Origin of the sequence: Niabella insulisoli, from assembly GCF_039652435.2 — a bacterium.
GTDB classification, from domain to species: domain Bacteria; phylum Bacteroidota; class Bacteroidia; order Chitinophagales; family Chitinophagaceae; genus Niabella; species Niabella insulamsoli.
On sequence record NZ_CP190246.1, the window covers coordinates 745,107 to 768,018 of the forward strand.

At 43.9% G+C, this 22,912-nt stretch carries 20 protein-coding genes; 14 read left to right on the forward strand and 6 right to left on the reverse strand.

Annotated features, from left to right (window positions below):
- Positions 1 to 158: 158 nt before the first annotated feature.
- The 7 genes from uxaC to ABDK00_RS03255 all read left to right on the forward strand — a co-directional run bounded on the left by uxaC (position 159) and on the right by ABDK00_RS03255 (position 7,315).
- A complete protein-coding gene (uxaC, locus tag ABDK00_RS03225; RefSeq protein ID WP_346238068.1) occupies positions 159 to 1,571 on the forward strand; it encodes a glucuronate isomerase in 1,413 nt (470 codons plus the stop codon).
- Between the two features lie 105 nt (positions 1,572 to 1,676).
- Positions 1,677 to 2,441 (forward strand): SDR family NAD(P)-dependent oxidoreductase, encoded by a 765-nt coding sequence (locus tag ABDK00_RS03230; RefSeq protein ID WP_346238069.1) that lies wholly within the window; start codon positions 1,677 to 1,679, stop codon positions 2,439 to 2,441.
- A 103-nt stretch (positions 2,442 to 2,544) separates the two neighbouring features.
- The gene (kduI, locus tag ABDK00_RS03235) at positions 2,545 to 3,444 is read left to right on the forward strand and encodes a 5-dehydro-4-deoxy-D-glucuronate isomerase (RefSeq protein ID WP_346238070.1); all 900 of its coding nucleotides are present in this window, start codon (positions 2,545 to 2,547) and stop codon (positions 3,442 to 3,444) included.
- A 90-nt stretch (positions 3,445 to 3,534) separates the two neighbouring features.
- Complete coding sequence (locus tag ABDK00_RS03240; protein WP_346238071.1) at positions 3,535 to 4,560, forward strand: sugar kinase; 1,026 nt, start codon at positions 3,535 to 3,537, stop codon at positions 4,558 to 4,560.
- A gap of 49 nt (positions 4,561 to 4,609) precedes the next feature.
- Positions 4,610 to 5,059, forward strand: a complete 450-nt coding sequence (locus ABDK00_RS03245; RefSeq protein WP_346238072.1) for a YhcH/YjgK/YiaL family protein — start codon at positions 4,610 to 4,612, stop codon at positions 5,057 to 5,059.
- Positions 5,060 to 5,113: 54 nt separating this feature from the next.
- Positions 5,114 to 5,776, forward strand: a complete 663-nt coding sequence (locus ABDK00_RS03250; RefSeq protein WP_346238073.1) for a bifunctional 4-hydroxy-2-oxoglutarate aldolase/2-dehydro-3-deoxy-phosphogluconate aldolase — start codon at positions 5,114 to 5,116, stop codon at positions 5,774 to 5,776.
- Between the two features lie 9 nt (positions 5,777 to 5,785).
- The gene (locus ABDK00_RS03255) at positions 5,786 to 7,315 is read left to right on the forward strand and encodes an MFS transporter (protein ID WP_346238074.1); all 1,530 of its coding nucleotides are present in this window, start codon (positions 5,786 to 5,788) and stop codon (positions 7,313 to 7,315) included.
- Between the two features lie 239 nt (positions 7,316 to 7,554).
- Here the strand turns inward: ABDK00_RS03255 and ABDK00_RS03260 are convergent, their stop codons facing one another.
- Positions 7,555 to 8,823: a hypothetical protein gene (locus tag ABDK00_RS03260; RefSeq protein ID WP_346238075.1), complete on the reverse strand. Its 1,269-nt coding sequence runs from the start codon at positions 8,821 to 8,823 to the stop codon at positions 7,555 to 7,557.
- Between the two features lie 147 nt (positions 8,824 to 8,970).
- Positions 8,971 to 9,417 carry an Hsp20/alpha crystallin family protein gene (locus tag ABDK00_RS03265; RefSeq protein ID WP_346238076.1) on the reverse strand — a complete coding sequence of 149 codons (447 nt, stop codon included), beginning with the start codon at positions 9,415 to 9,417 and terminating at the stop codon, positions 8,971 to 8,973.
- A 236-nt stretch (positions 9,418 to 9,653) separates the two neighbouring features.
- On the opposite strand from ABDK00_RS03265, the gene ABDK00_RS03270 reads away from it, so the two are divergent.
- The 4 genes from ABDK00_RS03270 to ABDK00_RS03285 all read left to right on the forward strand — a co-directional run bounded on the left by ABDK00_RS03270 (position 9,654) and on the right by ABDK00_RS03285 (position 13,552).
- Positions 9,654 to 10,070 (forward strand): BrxA/BrxB family bacilliredoxin, encoded by a 417-nt coding sequence (locus ABDK00_RS03270; protein WP_346238077.1) that lies wholly within the window; start codon positions 9,654 to 9,656, stop codon positions 10,068 to 10,070.
- Between the two features lie 151 nt (positions 10,071 to 10,221).
- Entirely contained in the window at positions 10,222 to 11,508 is a 1,287-nt protein-coding gene (locus ABDK00_RS03275) for a prolipoprotein diacylglyceryl transferase (RefSeq protein ID WP_346238078.1), read from the forward strand.
- 168 nt (positions 11,509 to 11,676) lie between these two features.
- Complete coding sequence (locus tag ABDK00_RS03280; RefSeq protein ID WP_008585204.1) at positions 11,677 to 12,534, forward strand: sigma-70 family RNA polymerase sigma factor; 858 nt, start codon at positions 11,677 to 11,679, stop codon at positions 12,532 to 12,534.
- A 121-nt stretch (positions 12,535 to 12,655) separates the two neighbouring features.
- Entirely contained in the window at positions 12,656 to 13,552 is an 897-nt protein-coding gene (locus ABDK00_RS03285; protein WP_346238079.1) for an SDR family oxidoreductase, read from the forward strand.
- 27 nt (positions 13,553 to 13,579) lie between these two features.
- Here ABDK00_RS03285 and ctlX read toward each other — a convergent pair whose 3' ends face one another.
- The gene (gene ctlX, locus ABDK00_RS03290; RefSeq protein WP_346238080.1) at positions 13,580 to 14,488 is read right to left on the reverse strand and encodes a citrulline utilization hydrolase CtlX; all 909 of its coding nucleotides are present in this window, start codon (positions 14,486 to 14,488) and stop codon (positions 13,580 to 13,582) included.
- A 79-nt stretch (positions 14,489 to 14,567) separates the two neighbouring features.
- Complete coding sequence (locus tag ABDK00_RS03295; RefSeq protein ID WP_346238081.1) at positions 14,568 to 16,016, reverse strand: arginine deiminase family protein; 1,449 nt, start codon at positions 16,014 to 16,016, stop codon at positions 14,568 to 14,570.
- Positions 16,017 to 16,401: 385 nt separating this feature from the next.
- Here ABDK00_RS03295 and ABDK00_RS03300 point away from each other — a divergent pair, with 385 nt between their 5' ends.
- Complete coding sequence (locus tag ABDK00_RS03300) at positions 16,402 to 16,815, forward strand: helix-turn-helix transcriptional regulator (protein WP_346238082.1); 414 nt, start codon at positions 16,402 to 16,404, stop codon at positions 16,813 to 16,815.
- A 14-nt stretch (positions 16,816 to 16,829) separates the two neighbouring features.
- Here the strand turns inward: ABDK00_RS03300 and ABDK00_RS03305 are convergent, their stop codons facing one another.
- Complete coding sequence (locus ABDK00_RS03305) at positions 16,830 to 17,429, reverse strand: C40 family peptidase (RefSeq protein WP_346238083.1); 600 nt, start codon at positions 17,427 to 17,429, stop codon at positions 16,830 to 16,832.
- Positions 17,430 to 17,885: 456 nt separating this feature from the next.
- On the opposite strand from ABDK00_RS03305, the gene dnaE reads away from it, so the two are divergent.
- Together dnaE and ABDK00_RS03315 are read left to right on the forward strand one after the other, a co-directional pair.
- The gene (gene dnaE, locus ABDK00_RS03310; protein WP_346238084.1) at positions 17,886 to 21,554 is read left to right on the forward strand and encodes a DNA polymerase III subunit alpha; all 3,669 of its coding nucleotides are present in this window, start codon (positions 17,886 to 17,888) and stop codon (positions 21,552 to 21,554) included.
- A 53-nt stretch (positions 21,555 to 21,607) separates the two neighbouring features.
- Entirely contained in the window at positions 21,608 to 22,063 is a 456-nt protein-coding gene (locus ABDK00_RS03315) for a hypothetical protein (protein ID WP_346238085.1), read from the forward strand.
- A 336-nt stretch (positions 22,064 to 22,399) separates the two neighbouring features.
- On the opposite strand, the gene ABDK00_RS03320 is transcribed toward ABDK00_RS03315, so the two are convergent.
- Positions 22,400 to 22,747 (reverse strand): hypothetical protein, encoded by a 348-nt coding sequence (locus tag ABDK00_RS03320; RefSeq protein WP_346238086.1) that lies wholly within the window; start codon positions 22,745 to 22,747, stop codon positions 22,400 to 22,402.
- Positions 22,748 to 22,912 lie beyond the last annotated feature (165 nt).

The window sequence follows — 22,912 nt, forward strand, 5'->3', positions numbered from 1 at the left end:
GCGCGGGTTTTCAAACGTTTGAAAACAAATAATGGAAAATGCATGAAAAAATTATAAAGATTTCTCATTACTTTTCCTCACCCGCAATTCTTTAAAAGAGATTGTTCTTTTTAAAGATACCGCTGCGTAATCGTAAATTAAAAACTTCGAACACAACGATGGCTAAAAAATTTTTAGACGAAAACTTTTTATTAGAAACCAAAACGGCGCAAACGCTCTATCACGAATATGCAAAGCCGATGCCGGTGATCGATTATCACTGTCACCTGCCTCCCGATCAGATCGCAGCTGATACGCAGTTCGAAAACCTGACGCAGGTTTGGTTATATGGCGATCATTACAAATGGCGCGCAATGCGCACCAACGGCGTTGACGAAAGTTATTGTACCGGCAGTAAAAGTGACTATGAAAAGTTTGAGAAATGGGCGGCAACCGTTCCTTATACCATGCGGAATCCTTTATATCATTGGACGCATATGGAACTTCAGCGTTATTTCGATGTGAACGAGATTTTGAATGCAGCGTCGGCAAAAAGGATTTACGATGAATGCACCGCAAAGTTGCAGACAAAAGAATACAGCGTTCGCAACTTACTACGCAAAATGAATGTAAAAGCCGTATGCACCACCGACGATCCGGTCGACAGCTTGGTTCATCATCAAAAAATAAAAGACGACGGGTTTGAAATTCCGATCATTCCGGCGTGGCGGCCTGACAATGCCATGAACGTTGCCAACGCAGCGTCTTTCGTAGCGTATGTCAAAAAGCTGGAAGCAGCAGCCGATGTGTCTATTGTCTATTTTAATGACTACATGGATGCGCTGAAAAAGCGTCATGATTTTTTTGCGTCGATGGGCTGTTCTGTTTCTGATCATGGATTAGAGCAGATTTATGCAGAAGCCTATACCGAGCGCGAAGTACATGAAATATTTGATAAAGTATATGCCGGCCACGATCTTACGCTTGAAGAACAAAACAAGTTCAGGTCGGCGATGCTGGTTTATTTTGCCGAGTGGGATCATGAAAAAAACTGGGTGCAACAATATCATTTGGGAGCGCTCCGAAATAATAATCTTAAAGCTTTGCGGGAGCTGGGGCCGGACACCGGCTGGGATTCGATTGGGGATTTTTCGCAGGCCCGTTCCATCTCTAAATTTTTAGGTGGCCTTATCGAAAAGGATAAGCTCACAAAAACAATTCTCTATAATCTCAATCCGGCGGACAATGAACTCATGGCCACCATGATTGGTAACTTCAACGACGGATCGGTTGCCGGTAAAATTCAATGGGGCTCTGGTTGGTGGTTTTTAGATCAGAAAGACGGTATGACCAAACAGCTCAATGCGCTTTCAAATATGGGATTATTGAGTAAGTTTGTGGGCATGCTGACGGATTCGAGAAGTTTTCTTTCTTTCCCAAGGCATGAATATTTCAGGCGGATTTTATGCAATCTGTTTGGTAATGATGTGGAGCAGGGAGAATTGCCGGAAGACATCGAATGGATTGGTCAGATGGTGCGGGACATCTGCTTCAACAACGCCAATGAATATTTTAAATTGGGTTTAAAATAATTCGCAGGGATACACTTGCCTATTCAATAAATAAATCAAAATAGCGTCGAAAAACACGTGCGCTGGCTTTCGCAACGACCGTGAAAGCCGATCAATAGTTAGAATATGAGTTATAATTTTTTTGATCTGTCAGGAAAAACAGCGTTGGTTACCGGTGGTAACAAAGGGATAGGAGCGGGGATGGCGCTGGGTTTGGCGCAGGCCGGAGCCGATATTATTGTTGCTTCCAGGTCGGTTGAGCCAGGCGCTGATATTGAAAAACAGGTAACGGCCCTGGGGCGTAGCTTTAAATCCTATAAGATGGACGCCGCCGATCGAAATAGTGTTTATGAATTTATAAAAACGCTGTTTGACGAAAATCCACGCATAGATATTTTGGTTAATAACGCCGGCACCATCATGAGGAAACCGGTTGCAGAGCATCCTGATGAGTGGTGGGATGATGTGTTATCGATCAACCTCGACACGCCTTTTATTCTGGCGCGCGAGCTAGGCAAACACATGATAGAAAAAGGAAGTGGTAAAATTATTTTTACCTGCTCGCTGCTTACATTTCAGGGCGGCATTACTGTGCCCGGCTATGCGGCGAGTAAAGGTGCTTTAGCCAGTGTGATCAAAGCGATGAGCAATGAATGGGCTTCAAAAGGTGTCAATGTAAATGGTATCGCACCGGGTTATATCGCCACCGATAATACCCAGGCGCTAAGAGAAGATGCCGACCGAAGCGCTTCGATCCTTAGCCGGATTCCGGCGGGACGCTGGGGCAAGCCCGAAGATTTTGCGGGCCCGGCGATATTTCTGGCCTCCGGCGCTTCCGACTATGTAAGCGGGGAAATTTTAGTGGTTGACGGCGGCTGGATGGGCAGGTAATAACCCCGCAAAATGCCGCGCCACAATAAACTTATTAAAACGAAGCCGCAGCGGCTTCCTTTCAAATAACCGTCCATCCTCGAAGATGGAAAAAAAATAAAGAATGGCTAAAAAAGCAAATGCAGCGCCTCAGCTGAAAAATTACAACGCAAACACCTTTGTCGATGGTGATATGGAAATACGTTTTGCCGTAGGTCCGGAAGAGAGTCAAAAAATGGATACGCAAAAGCTGATCGACAATTTTCTGATCAAAGATTTAATGGTTCCCGACCAGTTAAAATTGGTGTATAGCCACTACGATCGCGTAATCGTGGGAGGCGCTGTGCCTGCTTCGAAAGCGCTCACCTTAGGCAACCATCCCGAGCTTCGCGCCGATTATTTTTTGGAGAGAAGGGAAATGGGGATTATTAATGTGGGCGGTAAAGGAACCATAACTGCTGATGGGCAAAAATTTAGTTTAGAAAAGCTCTCCTGCCTTTACCTAGGCAAGGGAACTAAAAAAGTCACTTTTGCGTCTGCTTCTAAAAAGTCACCGGCGATTTTTTACATATTGTCGGCGCCGGCGCACGCGACACATCCTAACACACTTTTCACCAAGGAGCAGGCGTCTCCGGTAGACCTGGGCGCTACAGAAACCTCCAACAAAAGAACGGTGTATAAATACATTCATCTGGAAGGCATTCAAAGCTGCCAACTGGTAATGGGGCTTACCATCCTGGCGCCTGGTAGTGTTTGGAATTCGGTGCCGCCGCATACGCACACACGGCGGATGGAAGCTTATTTTTATTTTGACCTGCCAAAAGATCAGCGCCTCTTTCATTTTATGGGCAACCCTGTTGAGTCGCGCCACCTGGTGATGCAAAATAATGAAGCGGTGCTTTCCGCGCCCTGGAGCACGCATTTTGGCTGCGGAACTACCAACTACGGATTTATTTGGGGAATGGCCGGAGAAAACCTGGTGTATTCCGACATGGATCCGGCGCCGGTTCATACTTTAAAATAGCAGCGGCTGCGAGCGGCCTTCCATCAGTATGGTTTCATTGCCGTCAATGGTCTATCAAATTGTCAATAACCAATATTCAATATTCACACCATGTCTAAAAAAGTAGTAACTCTTGGAGAAATAATGTTGCGCCTGTCAACACCCGGCTTTCAACGATTTGTGCAAGCCGAATCATTAGATGTCACCTATGGCGGTGGCGAAGCCAATGTGGCCGTAGCTTTAAGCAACTATGGTTTAAATGGCGTTTTTGTTTCGAAAGTGCCTGATAATGCCATCGGGCAGTCGGCTATTAATCATATCCGCCGGTATGGTGTCGATACACAGTTTGTCGCACGCGGCGGCGATCGGTTGGGCATTTATTTTCTGGAAACAGGTGCTTCCATGCGTGCGTCGCAAGTGATCTATGATCGTGCGGGCGCTTCTATTGCCGACGTAGATGCCAGCGAGTTTGACTGGGATAAAATATTCGACGGCGCAGACTGGTTTCATACCACAGGGATTACTCCCGCACTTAGCGATAAAGCGGCAGCACTTACAGAAGCGGCTTTGAAAGCGGCAAAAGCAAAGGGTGTGACCACAAGTATCGATCTGAACTACCGTAAAAAATTATGGAGCAAAGAGAAAGCACAATCGGTAATGACCGAATTATGTAAATATGTAGATGTTTGTATTGGTAATGAAGAAGACGCAGAAACGACATTGGGCTTTAAAGCTGCACACAGCGATATCACCAAAGGAGAGTTGAACCTGGACGGGTATAAAGACGTGATTCGCCAGATGAAAGAAAAGTTTGGTTTCAAATACATTGCATCCTCATTGCGCGAAAGCTATAGCGCCAGCGATAACGGATGGAGCGCTTTAGTAAGTGATGGCAATGATTTTTATCATACTAAAAAATATAATGTACGCATTGTGGACCGCGTAGGTAGCGGCGACAGTTTTGCGAGCGGATTGATTTACGGCCTGGTGACAGGTATGAGCATGGCGGACGCCGCCGAGTTTGGCGTTGCAGCTTCCGCACTGAAGCATACGATTCCTGGAGATTTGAACCACGCCACGCTCGCCGACGTAAAAGGCCTGATGAAAGGCGATGCCAGCGGACGGGTTCAAAGATAATGGAGGGCCACCCTTGCCGGCATTTAGTTTTTACCATTTATATTTCAACATGATTATAGATACCTTACAACAAGCCTCCAAATACAATAGTGTGCACCCGCTTTTTGCAAAAGCATTTGACTATGTCTCCAATATGGATTTAACGGCTTTGGAACCCGGGACTTATGAAATTGCTGATGGCCTTAAAGCCATCGTATCCGACAAGCCGGGCAAACAGAGAGCGGAAGCTTTAGAAAAATTTGAGTGTCATCGGCAGCATATCGATATACAGATTTGCATCCTCGGAGTGGAAGAGATAGGTTGGAAACCTATCAGCAAATGCGTGTCCGATAAGGGCGGCTATGATGAGGCAAAAGATGTCCAGTTTTTTGACGATCAGCCAGACACTTATTTTAGCTTAGCCAGCGGACAGTTTGTTATTCTTTTCCCGGAAGATGTGCATGCCCCGATGATCGGTGGCGATGACATCAAAAAGATGGTGATTAAAGTGAAGATTTAATCTCCCATACACTCAAAACAGTTAATCGAACTAATTCATTTCAAAAAAGAAACAATGGCTACCATACAAGAATCTATTGATGCGATCGTGGATCAGGGCATGTTACCGCTATATTTTAATGCGGACGAAACGGTAAGTGTAGAAGTACTGCGCTCGGTTTATAAAGCCGGTGTAAAGGCGATCGAATATACGAGCCGCGGCGCGACGGCCCTTGCCAATTTTACAAAACTGGTGGAAATCAGGAATGCTGAAATGCCCGGCCTGCTGCTGGGTATCGGCACGGTGAAGAACCTTGCTCAGGTAAAAGAATATTTAGCTGCCGGCGCTGATTTTTTAGTGAGCCCCGGCTTTGTCGCGGAAATTGCGACGCACGCCGTAGCCAATGATATTTTATATGCGCCGGGCTGCATGACGCCGACCGAAATAATTGCCGCCGAAAACGCGGGTGTCAAATTTATTAAGTTATTTCCCGGCGATATGCTGGGGCCGAAGTATCTTTCAACAATTAAAGATATCTTTCCCAACTTATTGTTTATGCCGACCGGCGGCGTAGATACCACGAAGGAAAATATCGAAGGCTGGTTTAACGCCGGCGTTTGCGCGGTAGGAATGGGCAGTAAATTAATCAGTAAGCAGTTGATGGCTGATAAAGACTATGCAACGATAGAGCAGCGTACCAAAGAAGTGTTCGCTACCATTCAATCAATAAAAAAATAAATTAACGACATGCAGCAAGCCATTGGAAAGGGCAAAATGACGAAATACCGGTGGGCCATTACGAGCCTATTGTTTTTCGCCACAACGATCAATTATTTAGACAGGCAGGTATTATCACTTACCTGGAAAGATTTTATCGTTCCGGAATTTCACTGGACGGACTCCGATTATGGAACCATCACCGGGTGGTTTTCCATTTTTTACGCCGTTTCACTGTTGCTCGCCGGCAAATTTGTGGATTGGATGGATACCAAGAAGGGCTTTTTATGGGCCATCGGCGTTTGGTCGGTAGGCGCTGTTTTACACGCTTTCTGCGGAATCGCTACCTCGGGCATTCTTACCGGCAACTGGCTGGTGGGTTTTGAAGGCGCCAAAGAAGCTATTGCTACGGTTGATGATGTGGCTAAAGTAATGTCGGTAAGCGTATCGCTTTTCATTTTTGCCAGGTTTGTATTAGCCGTTGGGGAAGCGGGTAATTTTCCCGCGGCCATTAAAGCCACGGCGGAATATTTTCCAAAAAAGGATCGGGCCTATTCGACATCTATCTTCAACGCAGGCGCCACCGTTGGCGCCCTATTAGCGCCGGTAACTATTCCTTTTATTGCGGCGGCCTGGGGCTGGGAAATGTCCTTCATCATCATTGGTGCTTTAGGCTTCCTTTGGATGGGTTTTTGGATTTTCATGTATAAAAAGCCGCATCTCCACCCCAAAGTGAACGAAGCGGAGCTGGCTTATATCCAGCAGGATGGAGACGACGAGCCCAATCCTGCCGCGGAAGGCGCTGCTGCTCCTAAGGTGCAGGGCGTTTCTTTTCTGAAGGCATTTAGCTATAAACAAACCTGGGCTTTTGCCGTGGGCAAATTCATGACGGATGGCGTTTGGTGGTTCTTCCTTTTTTGGACGCCTGCTTACTTGAGTTCTGTCTATGGCCTTGATTCTACTCAAAGTGCGCCGCAGATTTTTGTCTTATACTTAATTACACTTTTATCAATTATCGGCGGCTGGCTGCCTACTTATTTTGTTGATAAAAAAGGAATGGATCCTTATGCGGGCCGCATGCGATCGATGTTGATCTTTGCGTTTTTCCCTTTGCTGGCCCTGTTAGCGCAGCCATTAGGACAATACTCCGTTTGGCTGCCGGTGATCATCATCGGTATCGCTGGTGCTGCACATCAGGCCTGGAGCGCAAATATTTTTTCTACAGTGGGGGATATGTTTCCAAAAAAAGCTATCGCTACCATCACGGGTATTGGAGGTATGGCGGGTGGCATAGGCGCCTTTATCATCAATAAGGGTTCGGGTGTTTTGTTTGATTTTGCCAAAGGCACCACGATGGTGGATGGCAAAGAATCCGTGATGACCAAGGACCTATTGAATTCGGGCGCTGCTTTTGTTCGTGAACCGATGTCATTACTGGGTTTCAACGGCGTAGAAGCAGGATACTTTATCGTTTTTTGCATTTGCGGTGTGGCGTATCTGATCGGCTGGGCGATTATGAAATCGCTGGTGCCTCGCTATAAGCCGATTACTGATTTATAATTATTTCGAAACGATCATTATTTCTAAAGTCCCTGCCTGGCGGGGACTTTTTTAATGGGTGCGTGATGCCAAATGCTGGCGGGGGAGGATTTGTGCGTGAAAACGCGCGCCAAAGCTATGAGCCCGAATGTTGAATGTAGCAACCTGTGTCATGGGTTTTGTTCTTCCGAGGCCTGAGGGCAAAGTTTGTTTTACCGCGAACCTCAACGCATCAGCGCCTGAAACGCGCCAAACTGGATTTACCTTAATCGGTATTTTTTCTGTACTCTCGGGTTATCAAAGTAGTTATTTAACTGTTTTTCTGAAAAACGTTCCGACATTTCGGTAGGCACTTCGCGCAACTGATCCTGACTTTGGCGTAATTCTTTTTTTAAGGTTTCAGTTTTCGAACTTATCAGCGGATCACGATCACCCAACAATTGATTTTCTGTCATCACATATTCCAGGCGTTTGATATTCGCCCTCAATAAAGTTGCCTGATTTTGCTCGGTTGTTTTTTGAGGCGCCGCGGCTTCTTTTACAGGCATGGCGACCACCCCAATACTGGGTAGAATTTTGCCGGTATTCTGTTTGCCTTTATCATCTCCGGCTGTCGTTGCCAAAACGGTTCCTGTAAGGGTTGTGGATGCCGTGGTTATGTCAAAACCCGAGCGCCAGCCCTTGGTCTTTTTTATTTTCTTGTCTAATTGGTAAAAAGTATATTTATATCTCAGGATCCAGATTTTCATAAGACTCAACGCATCATTATACTCCTGCGTGGCGATATCGTAATTCAGTCCGTCTTTCACTACCACTTTAACTCTTGCCGTATCAGCGAAATTAAAATTGGTAGTGCCGATAAATTCCAGATTTACAATTCTCTCCCGCTTGGGATCTTTATCCGAAACAAAATCATAGGCCGGTGTCCACTCAAAATTATCGTCGCAACTTTTAGGAAGTTTAAAATTGCCAATAGAAATATCGCTCGACATCAAAATTTTATCAATTGGAAAATTTCCATTTTCACAAAGCACGTTGAAACTCAGCATATCGCCTTCGTTAATAGTCACCGGGCTTACAACTGAGGGTTTGATGCGCGGATACACAACATCTGTACTGTAAAAAATAACATTCAGCGTCGTATCTAACTTGTCTAAAGGGTTAGACAGGTTTTGCACGCCGAAACTCACCGGGTATTCTCTGTCATATTTTAACCGCCCGGTTAAAAACAGCGATTTATTTGTTCTGAAACTTAGCGTTCCATTGTCCTTATCTATTTTAAATCCGACCGGCGCGCCCTTGAGATACCAATAATATTTTTTGGGATCCTTGTTGAGCAAAAATTTATAATTGAGGCTCGAATCGACATGTAAAGAAAAAAATGGGCTGAAATTAATGATTCTCAAAGATGTATCGTTCAATCGTACGATGCGCTCAAGCGGCTGCATCATTAAGCTGTCGGGAGTTACCTGGGCTTTTGAGGGCAAATTGAATAATAGGATGAGGACAAGGATTGTATAACGCATCATTGAGGTTACAGTTTTTCACTATTCGCAAATTTATGCATAAGACGGCGAAATGACGCAAAAGGAAGCAGGAGTTTGAAAAATTAAAAAAACCCTTCGTGGAAACGAAGGGTTTAAACCAAAACTAACTGCTTATGAGAAAAACTTGTGTTATTGTACTTCTATATCTTTTGACGCCGGTTTTGCTTCTTCCTTTCGCTGTAATGTCACTATTAAGATTCCATTAACAAATTTGGCCGATACTTTTTCAGTGTCAATTTTATTGTCGATCGTAAATGTCCTTTTAAAAGATCTTAAATGAAACTCTTTCCGAATGCTTTTGCCGGTTTCCACTTTTTCTTCTGCGGTCTTTTCTGCCGAGATGCTCAACAGATTGTTTTCAATATTAATTTTAAAATCGCTTTTTTCGAAGCCAGGCGCTACCACTTCGATTTGGTATTCATTGTCGTTTTCGGTGATATTTACCGGCGCGTGTCCTTTTATATTCGGACGATTAGGTTCGGTTTTCAAAAGCCCTGGCATTTCAGTAAAGAAATCATCTACAAGGCTGGTGAAGGTTCTCTCAAAGGGAACGCTGTTAAATTTTACGTTGGTCATTGTATTCGGTTTTTAGATTTTTTAAAAATTATTTCAACAGCAAATTTTCAAATTGCGATCCAACGGCAATTTTTGTGACATAATTGCATTTTTATCTTACATTAAATGACATTGTGTCTTATTTGTTAAGTAGCAGTGATGATTTTGTCGGTATAGCAGCGAAAAGAAATGAGCAAACAACTTTTTGGTTAATTTTGTGTTTTGAGTAGTATTCAATCATCTAACAAATACAAAATATGTATCCAGCAGAAATAGTTGTTCCTATGAAAGAGGAACTGACCGATAATGGCTTCGTAGAATTGCAGACTCCCGAAGAAGTGGATGCCAGCCTTTCAGAAGGCGGAACGAACTTATTAGTAATCAATTCAGTTTGTGGTTGCTCGGCAGGTACGGCGCGTCCGGGTGTTTTAATGGCGGTGGCCAACGCGGAGAAAAAGCCGGACCATCTTACGACCAGTTTTGCGGGCTTTGATATTGCCGCGGTTCAAAAAGTGAGGGAGCATTTAATGCCTTATCCACCTTCTTCTCCGGCTATTGCTTTATTTAAAGATGGCAAGCTGGTGCATTTTATCGAAAGGCATATGATCGAGGGACGTTCGGCGCAGATGATCGCGCAGAACCTGCTCGCAGCTTTTGATGAATATTGTGCGTGATAAAACTGCGTTTTATCTGAAATTAATTGGGAAGGATGTGCTTATAAAGTGCATCCTTTTCTCTTTTTATGAACGAAGTTGAAATAGAGAATGGTTATCAAGCTGTAAACTAAATATCGTAATATTGCTGCAATTTAAAATTGCTTAGCGGATGTATCCCAACTTATATTATCTGTTCAGAGATTGGTTTAACGTAGAGTGGAAGTTTTTACATTTTGTCAATTCTTTTGGATTTTTCGTAGCTATTGCTTTTATCATTTGTTCGGTGGTGTTGGCCAGGGAATTGCGGCGCAAGAGCAAAGAAGGCGTTTTTCAACCAACGGAAGAAACGATTGTAGTGGGTAAGCCTGCCTCGGTGGCCGAGCTGGCTACCAATTTCCTATTAGGTTTTTTGTTGGGTTATAAAATATTGGGCTTGCTGTTTTTAAAGAATACACTAACGGTTAATCCCCAGGAATATATTTTTTCATCGCAGGGCAATTGGTTAGCCGGTATTATGCTTGGAATCTTATTCGCTGTTCTTAAATGGAAAGAAAAAAATAAGCAAAAGCTCGCAAAGCCCGAATCACGTATTATCCGGGTTTGGCCCCACGATCGCGTCGGAGAAATTACGATGATCGCCCTGGTTTTTGGATTGGTCGGCGCCAAGGTTTTTGACACTTTTGAAAATTGGGATTCGTTTGTAAAAGATCCTTCTTCCATTTTATCTGCTTCAGGGCTCACCTTTTATGGCGGATTGATTTGCGCTGGCCTGGCGCTGTGGTGGTTTGCGCGGAAACATAAAATTAATGTACTGCATTTTGTGGATGTGCTGGGCCTTATCATGATGCTGGCCTACGGGCTCGGCCGGATCGGTTGCCAGGTTTCCGGCGACGGCGATTGGGGCATTTATAATTCAGCTTTTAAAACAACGGCAAATGGCGGCGTATCGCCCGCTACCCAGGCCGATTTTCAGTCGGCGCTTACCCAACATGCCGCCTTCTTTTCGCGCCACGAGGCTCCTCATGCATTTGTGCCCAAACCTTCAGCGCTCAGTTTTCTTCCCGATTGGTTTTTTGCGTATGATTTTCCGCATAATGTGAATGAAACCGGCGTAAGGCTGGCCAACTGTACCGACGCTCAATATTGTAACCATTTGCCGGTGCCGGTATTTCCCACCTCGCTTTATGAAATCATCATGTGCCTTATTTTATTTGGGATATTATGGATGCTGCGTAAAAAAATTAAAACACCAGGGCTGCTCTTTGGAATCTACCTGATATTCAACGGGCTTGAAAGGTTTATGATCGAGCGTATCAGGGTAAACGTAAAAATGCATTTTTTGGGAATTGAAATGACGCAGGCGCAGCTTATCTCATTCGGAATAATCTTAGCCGGTGTCGCCATGATTATCTTTGCCAAAGCAAATCGCAGACCGATACAACCAACCGACCCCTAATTGCGTTATTAATACGAACACTTTAAAAAGTAGCAGTTTATCAGGACTTATTACGATTGGTAGAGATTATCTATTGATTTTCTTCTAATTTCTGCGTACTTTTGCAAGTTATTATTTATATTTAGGCATCGGCCTGCACTCATAAAAGGTTTATATACAAATTACAACATGCGTCAGCTAAAAATTGCTACTCAGATTACAAATAGAGATTCCCAGGCGGTAGAAAAATACCTACAGGAAATTTCTAAAATATCTATGATCACACCCGAGGAGGAGACCACTCTTGCTCAAAAAATAAAAATGGGCGACCAACGCGCTTTAGATAAGCTCGTTCAGGCCAACCTGCGTTTCGTGGTTTCCGTGGCGAAACAATATCAGCATCAGGGTCTTTCGCTAAGTGACCTCATCAATGAAGGAAACCTTGGTCTGATCAAAGCCGCTCAGCGCTTTGATGAAACCAAAGGATTTAAATTTATTTCTTACGCCGTTTGGTGGATTCGCCAAAGCATCCTTCAGGCATTGGCCGAGCAGGGGCGTTTGGTTCGTTTACCTCAGAATAAAATCGGGACTTATAATAAAGCCAATAAAGCTTATATGGCCTTCGAGCAGGAGCATGAAAGAGAGCCTTCAACAGAAGAACTTTCTGAACTGCTGGAAATGAGCGAAACAGAAATCAATAATATATTTCAAAGTAATACGCGCCACACCTCGCTCGATGCGCCTGTGCATGAGGCAGAGGACGTTGCCATGGGAGATTTATTGGAAGGTGGTTCTGATACTGATGATGATGTGATGAAAGACTCGCTGAGAAATGAGATCCGTCGCGTATTGAAATCCTTATCACCCCGCGAGGCAGAAATTGTAAATGCCTATTTCGGCCTGGATGGAGAGAACGGTGTCACTATTGAGCAAATCGGTCAAAAATACGACCTCACGAAAGAGCGTATCCGCCAAATCAAAGAGCGCGCGATCAAACGCTTGCAAAAAGCCCGGTATAGCAGCGCTTTAAAATCCTATTTGGGATAAGATTTCAAAAAAGATTAATCAAAATAGCCCGCAGGTCAAGCTGTGGGCTATTTTTGTTAGGTCCGTCGCTTCGGCAAAGTAGAACATCCCCGAAAGGCGCATTAAACTTTAAAAGATCAGCATGAGAATTTTTGTTACAGGAACCAACGGCTTTGTTGGCAGTTATATTGTTCAGGAGCTGCTGGAGCAGGGTTATGAAGTCTTTGCTTCTTCGCGCACCGGCGACGAGTCGTCGTTCGTTCGCTATAAAAATTATCGTTTTGCCCAGGTCGATTTTGCAGATCCTTTTTCTTTACAGGATGCTTTTGACTTTGTAAAACCGGATGTCGTTATTCACAGCGGCGCCATGAGCAAACCTGATGAATGCGAACTAAAGCAGGCGGAGGCTTTTGACGCCAACGTATTTGGCACGGTACAATTGTTACTCAACGCGGAAGCCTACCGGTCTTTCTTTGTGCATCTGTCAAGCGATTTTATTTTTGACGGCGAAAAAGGAATGCACACCGAAGAAGACCTGCCTAATCCCATTAGTTATTACGGAAAAACAAAATTGCAGGCTGAAGAGGCTGTTTCAGAATATGCGCATGGCTTTGCGATTGTTCGCACCGTTTTTGTTTACGGCAAGCCTTTATACGGGCGCGATAGTTTCATAACGATGATCGCCAAAAAGCTAAAAAATAAGGAACCCTTTAAGGTGGTAAACGACCAAACCCGAACGCCAACACATGCTTCTGATCTGGCCAAAGGCATTGCAGCGATCATAAAGCAACGGGCGGAAGGCATATTTAATATCGCGGGCAGCGATGTACTAACACCTTACGAAATGGCGCTGGCTACGGCCAACCACCTCCATATTTCGGATCACCAACTGCAACCCGTTGACAGAACCTCCTTTAAAGAAATCGCGCAAAGGCCTTTAAAAGGTGGCCTTAACATTAGCAAAGCGCAGCATGAGCTGGGTTATCAGCCTATGAGTTTTCAGGAGGGTTTAGAAAAGACGTTAGAGGATTTTCTTTAAAGGCGTGGCCAAAAGGAAAATTATAGATTAAAGTGGCGCCAGAAAAATTTCAGCTATCATACAGCGCGCACCGCCTCCGCCGTTTTCTTCGATGGTATTTAGGGGAGCGTGGATGATGGGGTTGAAGGATTGCAGCAGGCTGATCTGCTCCCTGGTAAATGTATTATAGGCCTTTGTCGACATCACCAAAAAAACGTCGCCTGAACGGTTCTCAATTTGCAACATATTGGCTGCAAAATTTTTCATCTGCTCAAAACTTATTTCGATTATTTCTTTACCGGTGTCGTTAAATTTATCGATAAGCATTTGCCGCTGTAAAGCATCCCGGATAGTGTCGAGACAAACCACCACATATTCGTCGGCCATACACATCATCACATTGGTATGATAGATGGGAAGATTGTCCTGGTCTACGGCGTCGAATATTACAGGAATATAGCCCATGGCGTCACAAAAATCATAGAATGCTGACGCTGAGGTGCGCGGCGAAAGGCAGGCATAGGCCAGGTGATAGTCCCTGTCCAAAACCATGCTGCCGGTGCCTTCCAGAAACATTTGTTTGCGCTCATATTCGGATAAATCGATAGTGCTGCGAACCGAAAATTGGTCTTTTATGACCGGCAAAACATTTTTATAACGCTCCGCGCGCCGGTTTTCTGCGAACATCGGATAAATCACCATAGAGCCCTCTTCATGAAACGAGACCCAGTTATTGGGAAAAATGGAATCGGGCGTATGTGGTTCCGGTGTATCCTGAACAACGGTGACCTGAACACCACTTAGCTGAAGCTTATCTACCAGGTCATCAAATTCCTGTAAGGCTTTTTGTGGCACGTTCAATGTAACACCAATTTTCTGAAATTGATTGTTTACGGCGGTTTGTGGATTGAATGCAAAGGCAGACGGGCGAACCATTAATAAGTTTGATGTTGTCATGCAGGACGGAAAAGTTTGTAAGGTGAAAGATGCTAGCTAAATTTCGTTTTAGGCGCTTTTGTAACCGGTTATTTGTAAATCAGTTTTCAAGTGGTTCCCGCAAAAGCGGCATGCTCATGCAATGAAAGCCGCCGCGCGCTCGTGAAAGCTCCGCCGAAGGCATCACAATAAAAGTATCTTTCAGCTGGGAGATGTCGACAGCTCCCGACTCCAGGCCGTTGAGCAGGTCTTTTACATGAATTGTTTCGAAGCCGGCTTTTTGAAATGCTTCGAGCGTCTTGTCGTTGCGATCATAACCGAGTACTACGCCCTCTTTGAGCGCCAGCAGATTGCAGCTATCGGTCCATTGCTCCCGAACATCAAACGGAAATTCATTGTTGCCCGAATAAATAAATTGGATCCTGCCTTTATATCCGTGATCCTGTTGGCTGATATCCACCAGCAGGTCTTCCAGGTTGTCAAAAAGAATGGGATGCGCGATATCTTCTTTCTTAAATTGAATGATACTGATGAGGTCTTCTTTTTTTCGGGTGTCCAGGTTTTTTTGAATTTCGTCGGCGTCTTCTTTTTTAACGTGTTTACGTGAAAATTTTCCGAGCATGACCCAAACATTCCGCTTGACCTGCGTAAAAACAGTATCGATGTGCATATAGTCACGCTTCATCGGGATTTTAACAACCGAAACTTTCTGTACCACATTCTTTTCAAACAATGTTTTAACTGCAATATGGGCTGCTTCCAAAGAAGTTCTTTCGCTCACCCCGATCAGCACATGGTCTCTGCTTACGACCATTATATCTCCGCCCTCCAGCGTTACAGATTTTTCAACCGAATCGGAGGGAAGCAGAAAGCGATGAGGCGTTTCAGGTAATTCTATTATTTTGTTTCGATACGCCTCGAAGAACGGGTGATTAAAGAAAATATACTTCATCAACAGCGCCTCGCGTGTTCGCGCCTGCTTGGCGGGCTTGTTGAGCAGGATATAATCGTTGATGACAATGCCGATGTCGCGCGTAAAAATAAAGTTGGGTACCGGCGGAAACAGCATTGTTGTTTTTTTAAAAAAAGTACCGGTAATAAAAATGTGCGCCAGTTCTTTCGGCTCCGCTTTCATTAGTTCATCCTGCAGCTCATACGAGCAATTTTCAATAGCGCAAACCGAGGCTACGAGCTTAAGCTTGATGTCTTTTTGCGCTAAAATTTCAGCCAGCAGATATTCTATTTCAATCACTTTTGAAGACCGGTAAAAGGCGTCGCTCGAAGGTTTGTAAAAGCCAAAATCCTGATCGGGCCGATCAATGTCCGACAGTTTCCCTTTTATTTTTTCCGGATCGAGGAAATAGAGTAGGAGTTTAATATAATAATCATATTCTTTGCGGCGAATTGTTTCGAGGTGTACAATATCTTCAAACAGCCAATCCTGCGCTTTGGACGGCACAACTTTGCCAAGGCCGCTATCGGGGCTGTGTACGAGTACTCTTTTTAGCAAACCGATTTCCGATGTAACACTGATTTTTTCTGAGCCCATATTTGTTTCAGGCCTGAAGCCCTTCTTTCAAAAATAAGCATTGGCGACAAAATATGCGCCGTTTTGGAAAGCTGGGAGGCAAATCATTTTTGACCATATTTCAGGTCAAAAATGATAAGTTATCTTATTTGCTTTTAAAAGGGTTAGCAACACCTACCAGCTTCGTAATACAAAGCGCTTCGATTTAGGGGGTGCAAGCTAAAATTGGTCTATAGGAGTTTAATGGTGATTTAATTCAATTGGTGATTATCGCAAGTTAGCAACGGTCCAATTAACGAATGTTTAATAGTATAAAATTAAAAACACCTGCACACCCAAACAACCTGAAATCCATATAATTTTATCAGTTTTTCATATATTTTTGTTGTAATTTAATCCTGTGCTTATGATCCATCATAAACTTAAAGCGTTGCGGAAAGAAAAAGGCATTTCTCAGTTGCAAATGTCTTTGATCCTGAACAAAAGCCAAAGTGCTTATTGGCTTATGGAAGCAGGCCAGTCAAAGATTGATGCTGCTTTGATTCCGGACCTTTGCAGAGCTTTGGGAGTGACGCCAGACCAGCTTTTCGATTTTAAGTCGGCAGCGTCTTCTTTCCATGAAAAGGAGGAATACATAAAAATTATCCGTCTTTTGAAGGACGAACTGGACAAGAAAAATGAGATCATCAAGCTTTCGCTTACAGCGCTGGCTGAATTTGATAAAGCAGTAGAGAAAAATAAGGACCTTATTCACTTCCTCAATATCGTACGCGGGAATATGAAAAGCGACGGCAGTTACCTGGCCGCGGCAGCAGAATAGTTAATCAAAAAAAATCAATTGTTGGAAACAAAATAACTGGAGTCCGTCATGCGGCGGGCGCCCAGGTAGCGGGCGGCGTAGTAATTTTCGTCGAGGCCGCTTACTGTAACGCCGCGCCCGGAGGATGCATGTACAAATTTGTTATTGCCTAAATACATGCCAACATGAGAAATACCGCCGGTTGTATTGAAAAATAATAAATCACCCTGTTTGAGGTCGGAGGCTACCGCGTAAGAGGCTGCTCTGAATTGTTCGCGTGCTGTCCGCGGAAGGTCGATATCGAAAGCGACTTTATAAACCGCTCTCACAAATGCGCTACAGTCGATGCCGGCTTTTGAAGTGCCGCCATAGCGATAACGGGTTCCATACCAATCATCGATTGTTTCCAATAATTTGACATTCGTCAGCATACCCGGCAGCATATTTAAAAGAGAAGCGTATTTAATTTGAACTTCGGTGGGCAGGGCTTTCTTAAGCGCGTCTAAATCTACGGTTGTGGTTGTTTGGATTTCTGGAATCTGCTGCTTTTTAGCAGCCATCTCTTTTGCAGAAGCTTTTGCGGTGAAATTAGCAGGAGCAAATTTTTGAGCCCGCTGCCTGTTTTCAACTGGCACAGAGTTTGTCTTATAATGGCTATTAAGTTTGAGGGGCGTTGAGCAGCTGGTCATTAAAATAGAAACTATGAGCCCCAGAAAACAAAAACGTAGCATATAGATCAAGTCCTTTTAGTGATTTATCCTGTCTAACCGGAAATTTGTTATCAATTTTGATATCTAAAAACGGTTATTTCCGGCAAATATTGCCCGAATTTTACATTTTTTATATATTAATTTTTATATAATTGATTTTCAATTATATAAGCTTGTATTGCTTTAAGAAATAGGGGAGCTTTTTCGGCGCCCTATCGTTGACTTCGTACCCCGCACCTATTTCCTTCACTTCCGCTGTCGAACTAACTACTACCGCCTTTGTTTATTAAAATGTGGATAAATCTAACTTCTCTGCCGATTGGATTAACGCCATTTTTATTGCACTTTGCGTATCTTAAATTTCCCGAAAAATAGTTGCGAATGAAGTTTTCACATTTACACGTTCATACCCAATATTCTCTTTTAGATGGAGCAGCGCCGATTGGCAATTTATACAAGAAAGCCATAAAAGACGGCATGCCTGCGCTGGCTATTAGTGATCATGGTAATATGTTTGGCGTTTTTCAGTTTGTGGCTGAGGCGTATAAAAACCTCGACGAAAACGGGAAGCCCAAGGTCAAGCCGGTGGTGGGTTGCGAATTTTATGTGGTAGAAAACCGGCATGAGAAAACTTTTACCAAAGACAAAAAAGACAAGCGCTTTCACCAAATCCTTTTAGCTAAAAATGAAGAAGGGTATAGGAACCTAACCAAGCTTACCTCGTTGGGTTTTATCGAGGGGCTTTACGGCAAATATCCAAGAATTGATAAGGAGCTGATTCTTCAATATCACAAAGGGCTGATTGCTACAACCTGTTGCCTGGGGGCTTCGGTTCCGCAGGCGATTCTGCGCAAAAGTGTGGCGGAAGCCGAGCAGGAATTTAAATGGTGGCTCGACCTGTTTGGCGATGACTTTTATGTAGAACTGCAACGCCATGATATTCCGGATCAGGATAAGGTGAACGAAGTCCTGGTCAACTTCGCGGCAAAATATAAAGTGCCGATTATCGCCAGCAACGACTCGCATTATGTGGAGCAGGACGATTTTAATGCACACGACATCCTGCTTTGTATTAATACGGGTGAAAAGCAATCTACCCCCGCCTTTCGTGGCGATTTTGCCGACGATGATGTGAACATGAAAAATATGCGGTTTGCGTTCGCTAACGACCAGTTCTATTTCAAAACCACCGATGAAATGTCGGCGCTTTTTCATGATATTCCTGAAGCAATAGATAACACCAATGCGATCGTTGATAAAATTGAGCTGCTTGATTTAAAGCGTAGCATCCTGCTGCCCAATTTCCCGATTCCTGAAGCTTACCGGATGCATACACAGGATGAAAAAACGGACAAGGGGCTGGTGACGGCCGACTCTTTAAACCAGTGGGAGTATTTAAAACATTTGACCTACGAAGGCGCGCGCGAGCGCTATGCCGGCGGTTTTGAGGGCGCGGTGAAAGAGCGTATCGATTTCGAATTATTTACCATCAAAACGATGGGGTTTGCGGGCTACTTCCTGATCGTAAGTGATTTTATCAAGGCAGGGCGAGATAGCGGTGTTTTTATCGGGCCGGGCCGGGGATCGGCCGCGGGTTCGGTGGTAGCTTATTGTATTGGCATTACGAATATTGATCCTATAAAATATAACCTCCTTTTCGAGCGTTTTCTGAATCCCGATCGAAAGTCAATGCCGGATATTGATACTGACTTTGATGATGAAGGGCGTCAAAAAGTGATCGATTATGTGGTGCAGAAATATGGGAAAAGCCAGGTAGCCCAAATTATTACCTACGGCACCATGGCGGCCAAAATGAGTATCAAGGATGTTGCACGGGTGATGGACCTGCCGCTTTCTGAATCTAACGCTTTGGCAAAACTGATCCCGGAAAAGCCCGGCATTTCGCTAAAGCGCGTGTTGCATGCGCCGATTCAGCCTAAAGACGGCGAAAAGTCTTTAACAGAAAAAGAAGGGTTGGTGTCGGAGGATCTTGATAATGTTCGCAAAATCCGTGAAATATACAACGGCCAGGACCTCCAAAGCAAGGTGTTGCACGAAGCAGAAATTCTGGAAGGGTCTGTGCGGAACACGGGCATTCACGCGGCTGGTATTATCATTGCTCCCAAAGACCTTACAGAATTGCTTCCCGTAAGTACGGCTAAAGATTCTGATTTGTGGGTGACGCAAATTGAAGGTAGTGTGATCGAGGAAGCCGGCGTAATCAAGATGGATTTTCTGGGCCTGAAAACCCTGACTATTATCAAAAATGCTTTGCAGCTGATCAAGCTAAACTATGACATCGACATTGAAATTGACGACATACCCCTTGATGATGAAAAGACGTATCAGTTATATCAAAAAGGTGAAACCAACGGCACATTTCAATTTGAAAGCCCTGGTATGCAAAAGCACCTTCGCGATCTGAAGCCGGATAAATTTGCGGATTTGATTGCGATGAACGCGCTTTACCGGCCCGGCCCGCTGCAATATATTCCCAATTTCATTAAAAGAAAACACGGAGAGGAAGCCATTACCTACGATTTGCCGGAGATGGAAGAATATCTCGCCGAGTCTTATGGTATCACTGTGTATCAGGAGCAGGTGATGCTGTTGAGCCAAAAATTGGGCGGCTTCAGTAAAGGCGATGCCGACGTGTTGCGGAAAGCGATGGGAAAAAAGCAAAAAGCCGTTCTTGATAAAATGAAAAAGCAATTTATCGATGGCGCTGTGGCGAAAGGACATCCGGCAGATAAACTCGAGAAAATTTGGACGGACTGGGAGGCTTTTGCACAATATGCTTTCAATAAATCGCATTCCACCTGCTACGCTTTTGTGGCTTATCAAACGGCTTACCTCAAAGCGCATTACCCAAGCGAATATATGGCCGCGGTGTTGAACAACGCAGGCTCGTTGGAGAAGATCACATTTTTTATGGAAGAATGTAAACGCATGGGATTGCAGGTGCTCGGCCCGGATATTAACGAGTCGCTCAAAGGATGTTCGGTAAATAAAAAAGGAGAAGTGCGGTTTGGTCTGGGTGGCTTAAAAGGTGTGGGCGACGCTGCCGTGGAAAGTATAATAGAGGAAAGGAACAACGGCGCCTACACGTCTATTTTTGATTTGGTAAAGCGCGTGAACCAGCGTACTGTCAACAAAAAAACGATGGAAAGCCTTGCTTACGCAGGCGCATTTGATTGCTTTACCGAATTGCACCGCGCGCAATATTTTCATACGGAACCCAACGACAGTATGAACGGCCTCGAGAAAATTATCAAATACGGCCAAGTGTGCCAGGCGCAGGCGCAAACTTCTACCAATACTTTATTTGGAGACTTGAGCGAAGCGATGGAAATTCAAATACCAAAGATTGCCGATTGCGCGCCCTGGCCGTTGGTCATTCAGCTGGACAATGAAAAAGAGGTAACCGGAATTTATATCAGCGGCCATCCGCTGGATGATTACCGTTTTGAAATGGAACATTACGGTATTTCAAAAATTGGCTTTCTTAATGAATTCAAAGAGAATAAGGAAAAGGTCAACTCCAACGCGACTTTTAAGATCATGGGGCTGGTAACCAGTGCGCAGCATCGAGTGGCAAAAAGTGGCAATAAATTTGGAATTTTTGAAATAGAGGATTACTCCGGAAAGCTTGAAGTGGCGCTGTTTTCAGAGGATTATCTAAAACATGCGGCAATTTTGCAATTGGGCGCCACGGTTTATATCACCGGATTTTTTAAGCAGAGATTTAATGGTGATTTTGATTTTAAAATATCGTCGCTATGCCTCGCTGAAAGCGTTAAGAGAAATTTTACAAAGCGTCTCAACCTGCAATTGCCCGCGGCGGAAATAACGGAGGACATGATCGAATTTGTCCAGAAAAATCTAAAAAACAACAAAGGCCCCAGTAGCCTCAATTTTACGATAAGGGATGAAGAAGAGCAAATAGAAGTGGAGCTGCTCACCAACGGAAAAGGCTTTGAACTGAATAATGAGTTTATTCAGTTTTTGGCTGAAAAGGAAAATTGGAAAGTAAAAGTCGAGTGTAATTAGGTATATGACAAGGCGTAAAACCTTCGTTGCTTGTATGTAAAAGCATATTTTTTATGAACACGCTAAAAAGTATGAAAATCTACTGTTTAATATGGCTATTCCCTCTTTTCCTAAATTGTTCAAGCCGTGTAAGCGAAAGCTCGCTGTTAAAATCTTTAGAACGATTTGAATATGCTACTAATATCATAAACAAAAATAAAAACAAGCTTTCTTTCCAAAACAGTTCTGACTCATTAGTGCTGATCATTCCTGAATTGAAGTCTGAAATAGATTTTTTTAAAAAAACCTTTGGTTTGCAAAAAGTTGAAGTTAATTCAACAAAGGGGGGAGGCAATTTTTGTGCGGCATATTATTTTGAAGATGAGGGTGAAAGCGAAACTCGTCTAATATATTCTGAAGATTCAAAGAATTTAAATGAGTATATGCAGTTTGAACAGTTCGCTGATTGTGCAACCACAAAAAAAATAAAGGAAAATTGGGCCTACTCCAAGCAGCGGAACTGTAATTAATCTGGATCTGCTTTTAGCCTTTACTACCTTTCCTTGTTAACCTACATATGGAAAGATTAACATGGCGTGAGTATGTAATTTTTACGCAAGAAATTTTGGAAAGTGAAAGTCCTGCTGCACCTTACGATAACCCAGACTATTTTCAATATACTAAATTAAACGCCACGCGCATGAAGCGCTGGATTAAAACCAATCCGATCTTTCTGAGCCGAGTCTCCTGAAAGGGACTCGGCGTATGTTCGAAGCAGTTCTAAACGCCAAGTCCACGACCCACTCACAAGATCACTGGTGAGACTCGGCTGGGAAGGAAATGTCCATTTGATTTAGCTTAGATTACTAACTCAATTGCTCCGAAATTAACTCTATCCGCTCTTTAATAATGACCGGAATTTTGCTAGGATGAGGCTCTTGATTGGTAAAGCCGAAAATGTCTTTACCGCAAGTTGAGCAGAATTCGTCCAGATCATTTCCAACTTTACCACACTCGCACGACCACACCTCTTTCTCTTTACTTGAAAGCAATTGTTTCTTAAATGCACGCGATCCCCTCTCTTTGAAATTATCTTCTATTAATTGTAAAATTTCTTTGAAATTGTGAAGGTCTTTTGGGGAGTAAAAGTTTTTATGAGCGGATAACAATCCCAAGCCTTTCTTCTGAATATCAAAATTGGCGTCTTGTATCATCGCTTTTCCTTCTTAGCCGAGTCTCCTGAAAGGGACTCGGCGTATGTTCGAAGCAGTTCTAAACGCCGCGTCCACGGCCCACTCACAAGATCACTGGTGAGACTCGGCTGGGAAGGGAAATTAGAGAGTAAACGTGGAATGTTATTAAGGCGTTTGTCAACTTCC

What these genes read in the sequence shown, in the direction of transcription:
- uxaC (WP_346238068.1), top strand. Translation starts at nt 159, where the DNA reads ATGGCTAAAAAATTTTTAGACGAAAACTTTTTATTAGAAACCAAAACG.
- ABDK00_RS03230 (WP_346238069.1), top strand. Translation starts at nt 1,677, where the DNA reads ATGAGTTATAATTTTTTTGATCTGTCAGGAAAAACAGCGTTGGTTACC.
- kduI (WP_346238070.1), top strand. Translation starts at nt 2,545, where the DNA reads ATGGCTAAAAAAGCAAATGCAGCGCCTCAGCTGAAAAATTACAACGCA.
- ABDK00_RS03240 (WP_346238071.1), top strand. Translation starts at nt 3,535, where the DNA reads ATGTCTAAAAAAGTAGTAACTCTTGGAGAAATAATGTTGCGCCTGTCA.
- ABDK00_RS03245 (WP_346238072.1), top strand. Translation starts at nt 4,610, where the DNA reads ATGATTATAGATACCTTACAACAAGCCTCCAAATACAATAGTGTGCAC.
- ABDK00_RS03250 (WP_346238073.1), top strand. Translation starts at nt 5,114, where the DNA reads ATGGCTACCATACAAGAATCTATTGATGCGATCGTGGATCAGGGCATG.
- ABDK00_RS03255 (WP_346238074.1), top strand. Translation starts at nt 5,786, where the DNA reads ATGCAGCAAGCCATTGGAAAGGGCAAAATGACGAAATACCGGTGGGCC.
- ABDK00_RS03260 (WP_346238075.1), bottom strand. Translation starts at nt 8,823, where the DNA reads ATGATGCGTTATACAATCCTTGTCCTCATCCTATTATTCAATTTGCCC.
- ABDK00_RS03265 (WP_346238076.1), bottom strand. Translation starts at nt 9,417, where the DNA reads ATGACCAACGTAAAATTTAACAGCGTTCCCTTTGAGAGAACCTTCACC.
- ABDK00_RS03270 (WP_346238077.1), top strand. Translation starts at nt 9,654, where the DNA reads ATGTATCCAGCAGAAATAGTTGTTCCTATGAAAGAGGAACTGACCGAT.
- ABDK00_RS03275 (WP_346238078.1), top strand. Translation starts at nt 10,222, where the DNA reads ATGTATCCCAACTTATATTATCTGTTCAGAGATTGGTTTAACGTAGAG.
- ABDK00_RS03280 (WP_008585204.1), top strand. Translation starts at nt 11,677, where the DNA reads ATGCGTCAGCTAAAAATTGCTACTCAGATTACAAATAGAGATTCCCAG.
- ABDK00_RS03285 (WP_346238079.1), top strand. Translation starts at nt 12,656, where the DNA reads ATGAGAATTTTTGTTACAGGAACCAACGGCTTTGTTGGCAGTTATATT.
- ctlX (WP_346238080.1), bottom strand. Translation starts at nt 14,488, where the DNA reads ATGACAACATCAAACTTATTAATGGTTCGCCCGTCTGCCTTTGCATTC.
- ABDK00_RS03295 (WP_346238081.1), bottom strand. Translation starts at nt 16,016, where the DNA reads ATGGGCTCAGAAAAAATCAGTGTTACATCGGAAATCGGTTTGCTAAAA.
- ABDK00_RS03300 (WP_346238082.1), top strand. Translation starts at nt 16,402, where the DNA reads ATGATCCATCATAAACTTAAAGCGTTGCGGAAAGAAAAAGGCATTTCT.
- dnaE (WP_346238084.1), top strand. Translation starts at nt 17,886, where the DNA reads ATGAAGTTTTCACATTTACACGTTCATACCCAATATTCTCTTTTAGAT.
- ABDK00_RS03315 (WP_346238085.1), top strand. Translation starts at nt 21,608, where the DNA reads ATGAACACGCTAAAAAGTATGAAAATCTACTGTTTAATATGGCTATTC.
- ABDK00_RS03320 (WP_346238086.1), bottom strand. Translation starts at nt 22,747, where the DNA reads ATGATACAAGACGCCAATTTTGATATTCAGAAGAAAGGCTTGGGATTG.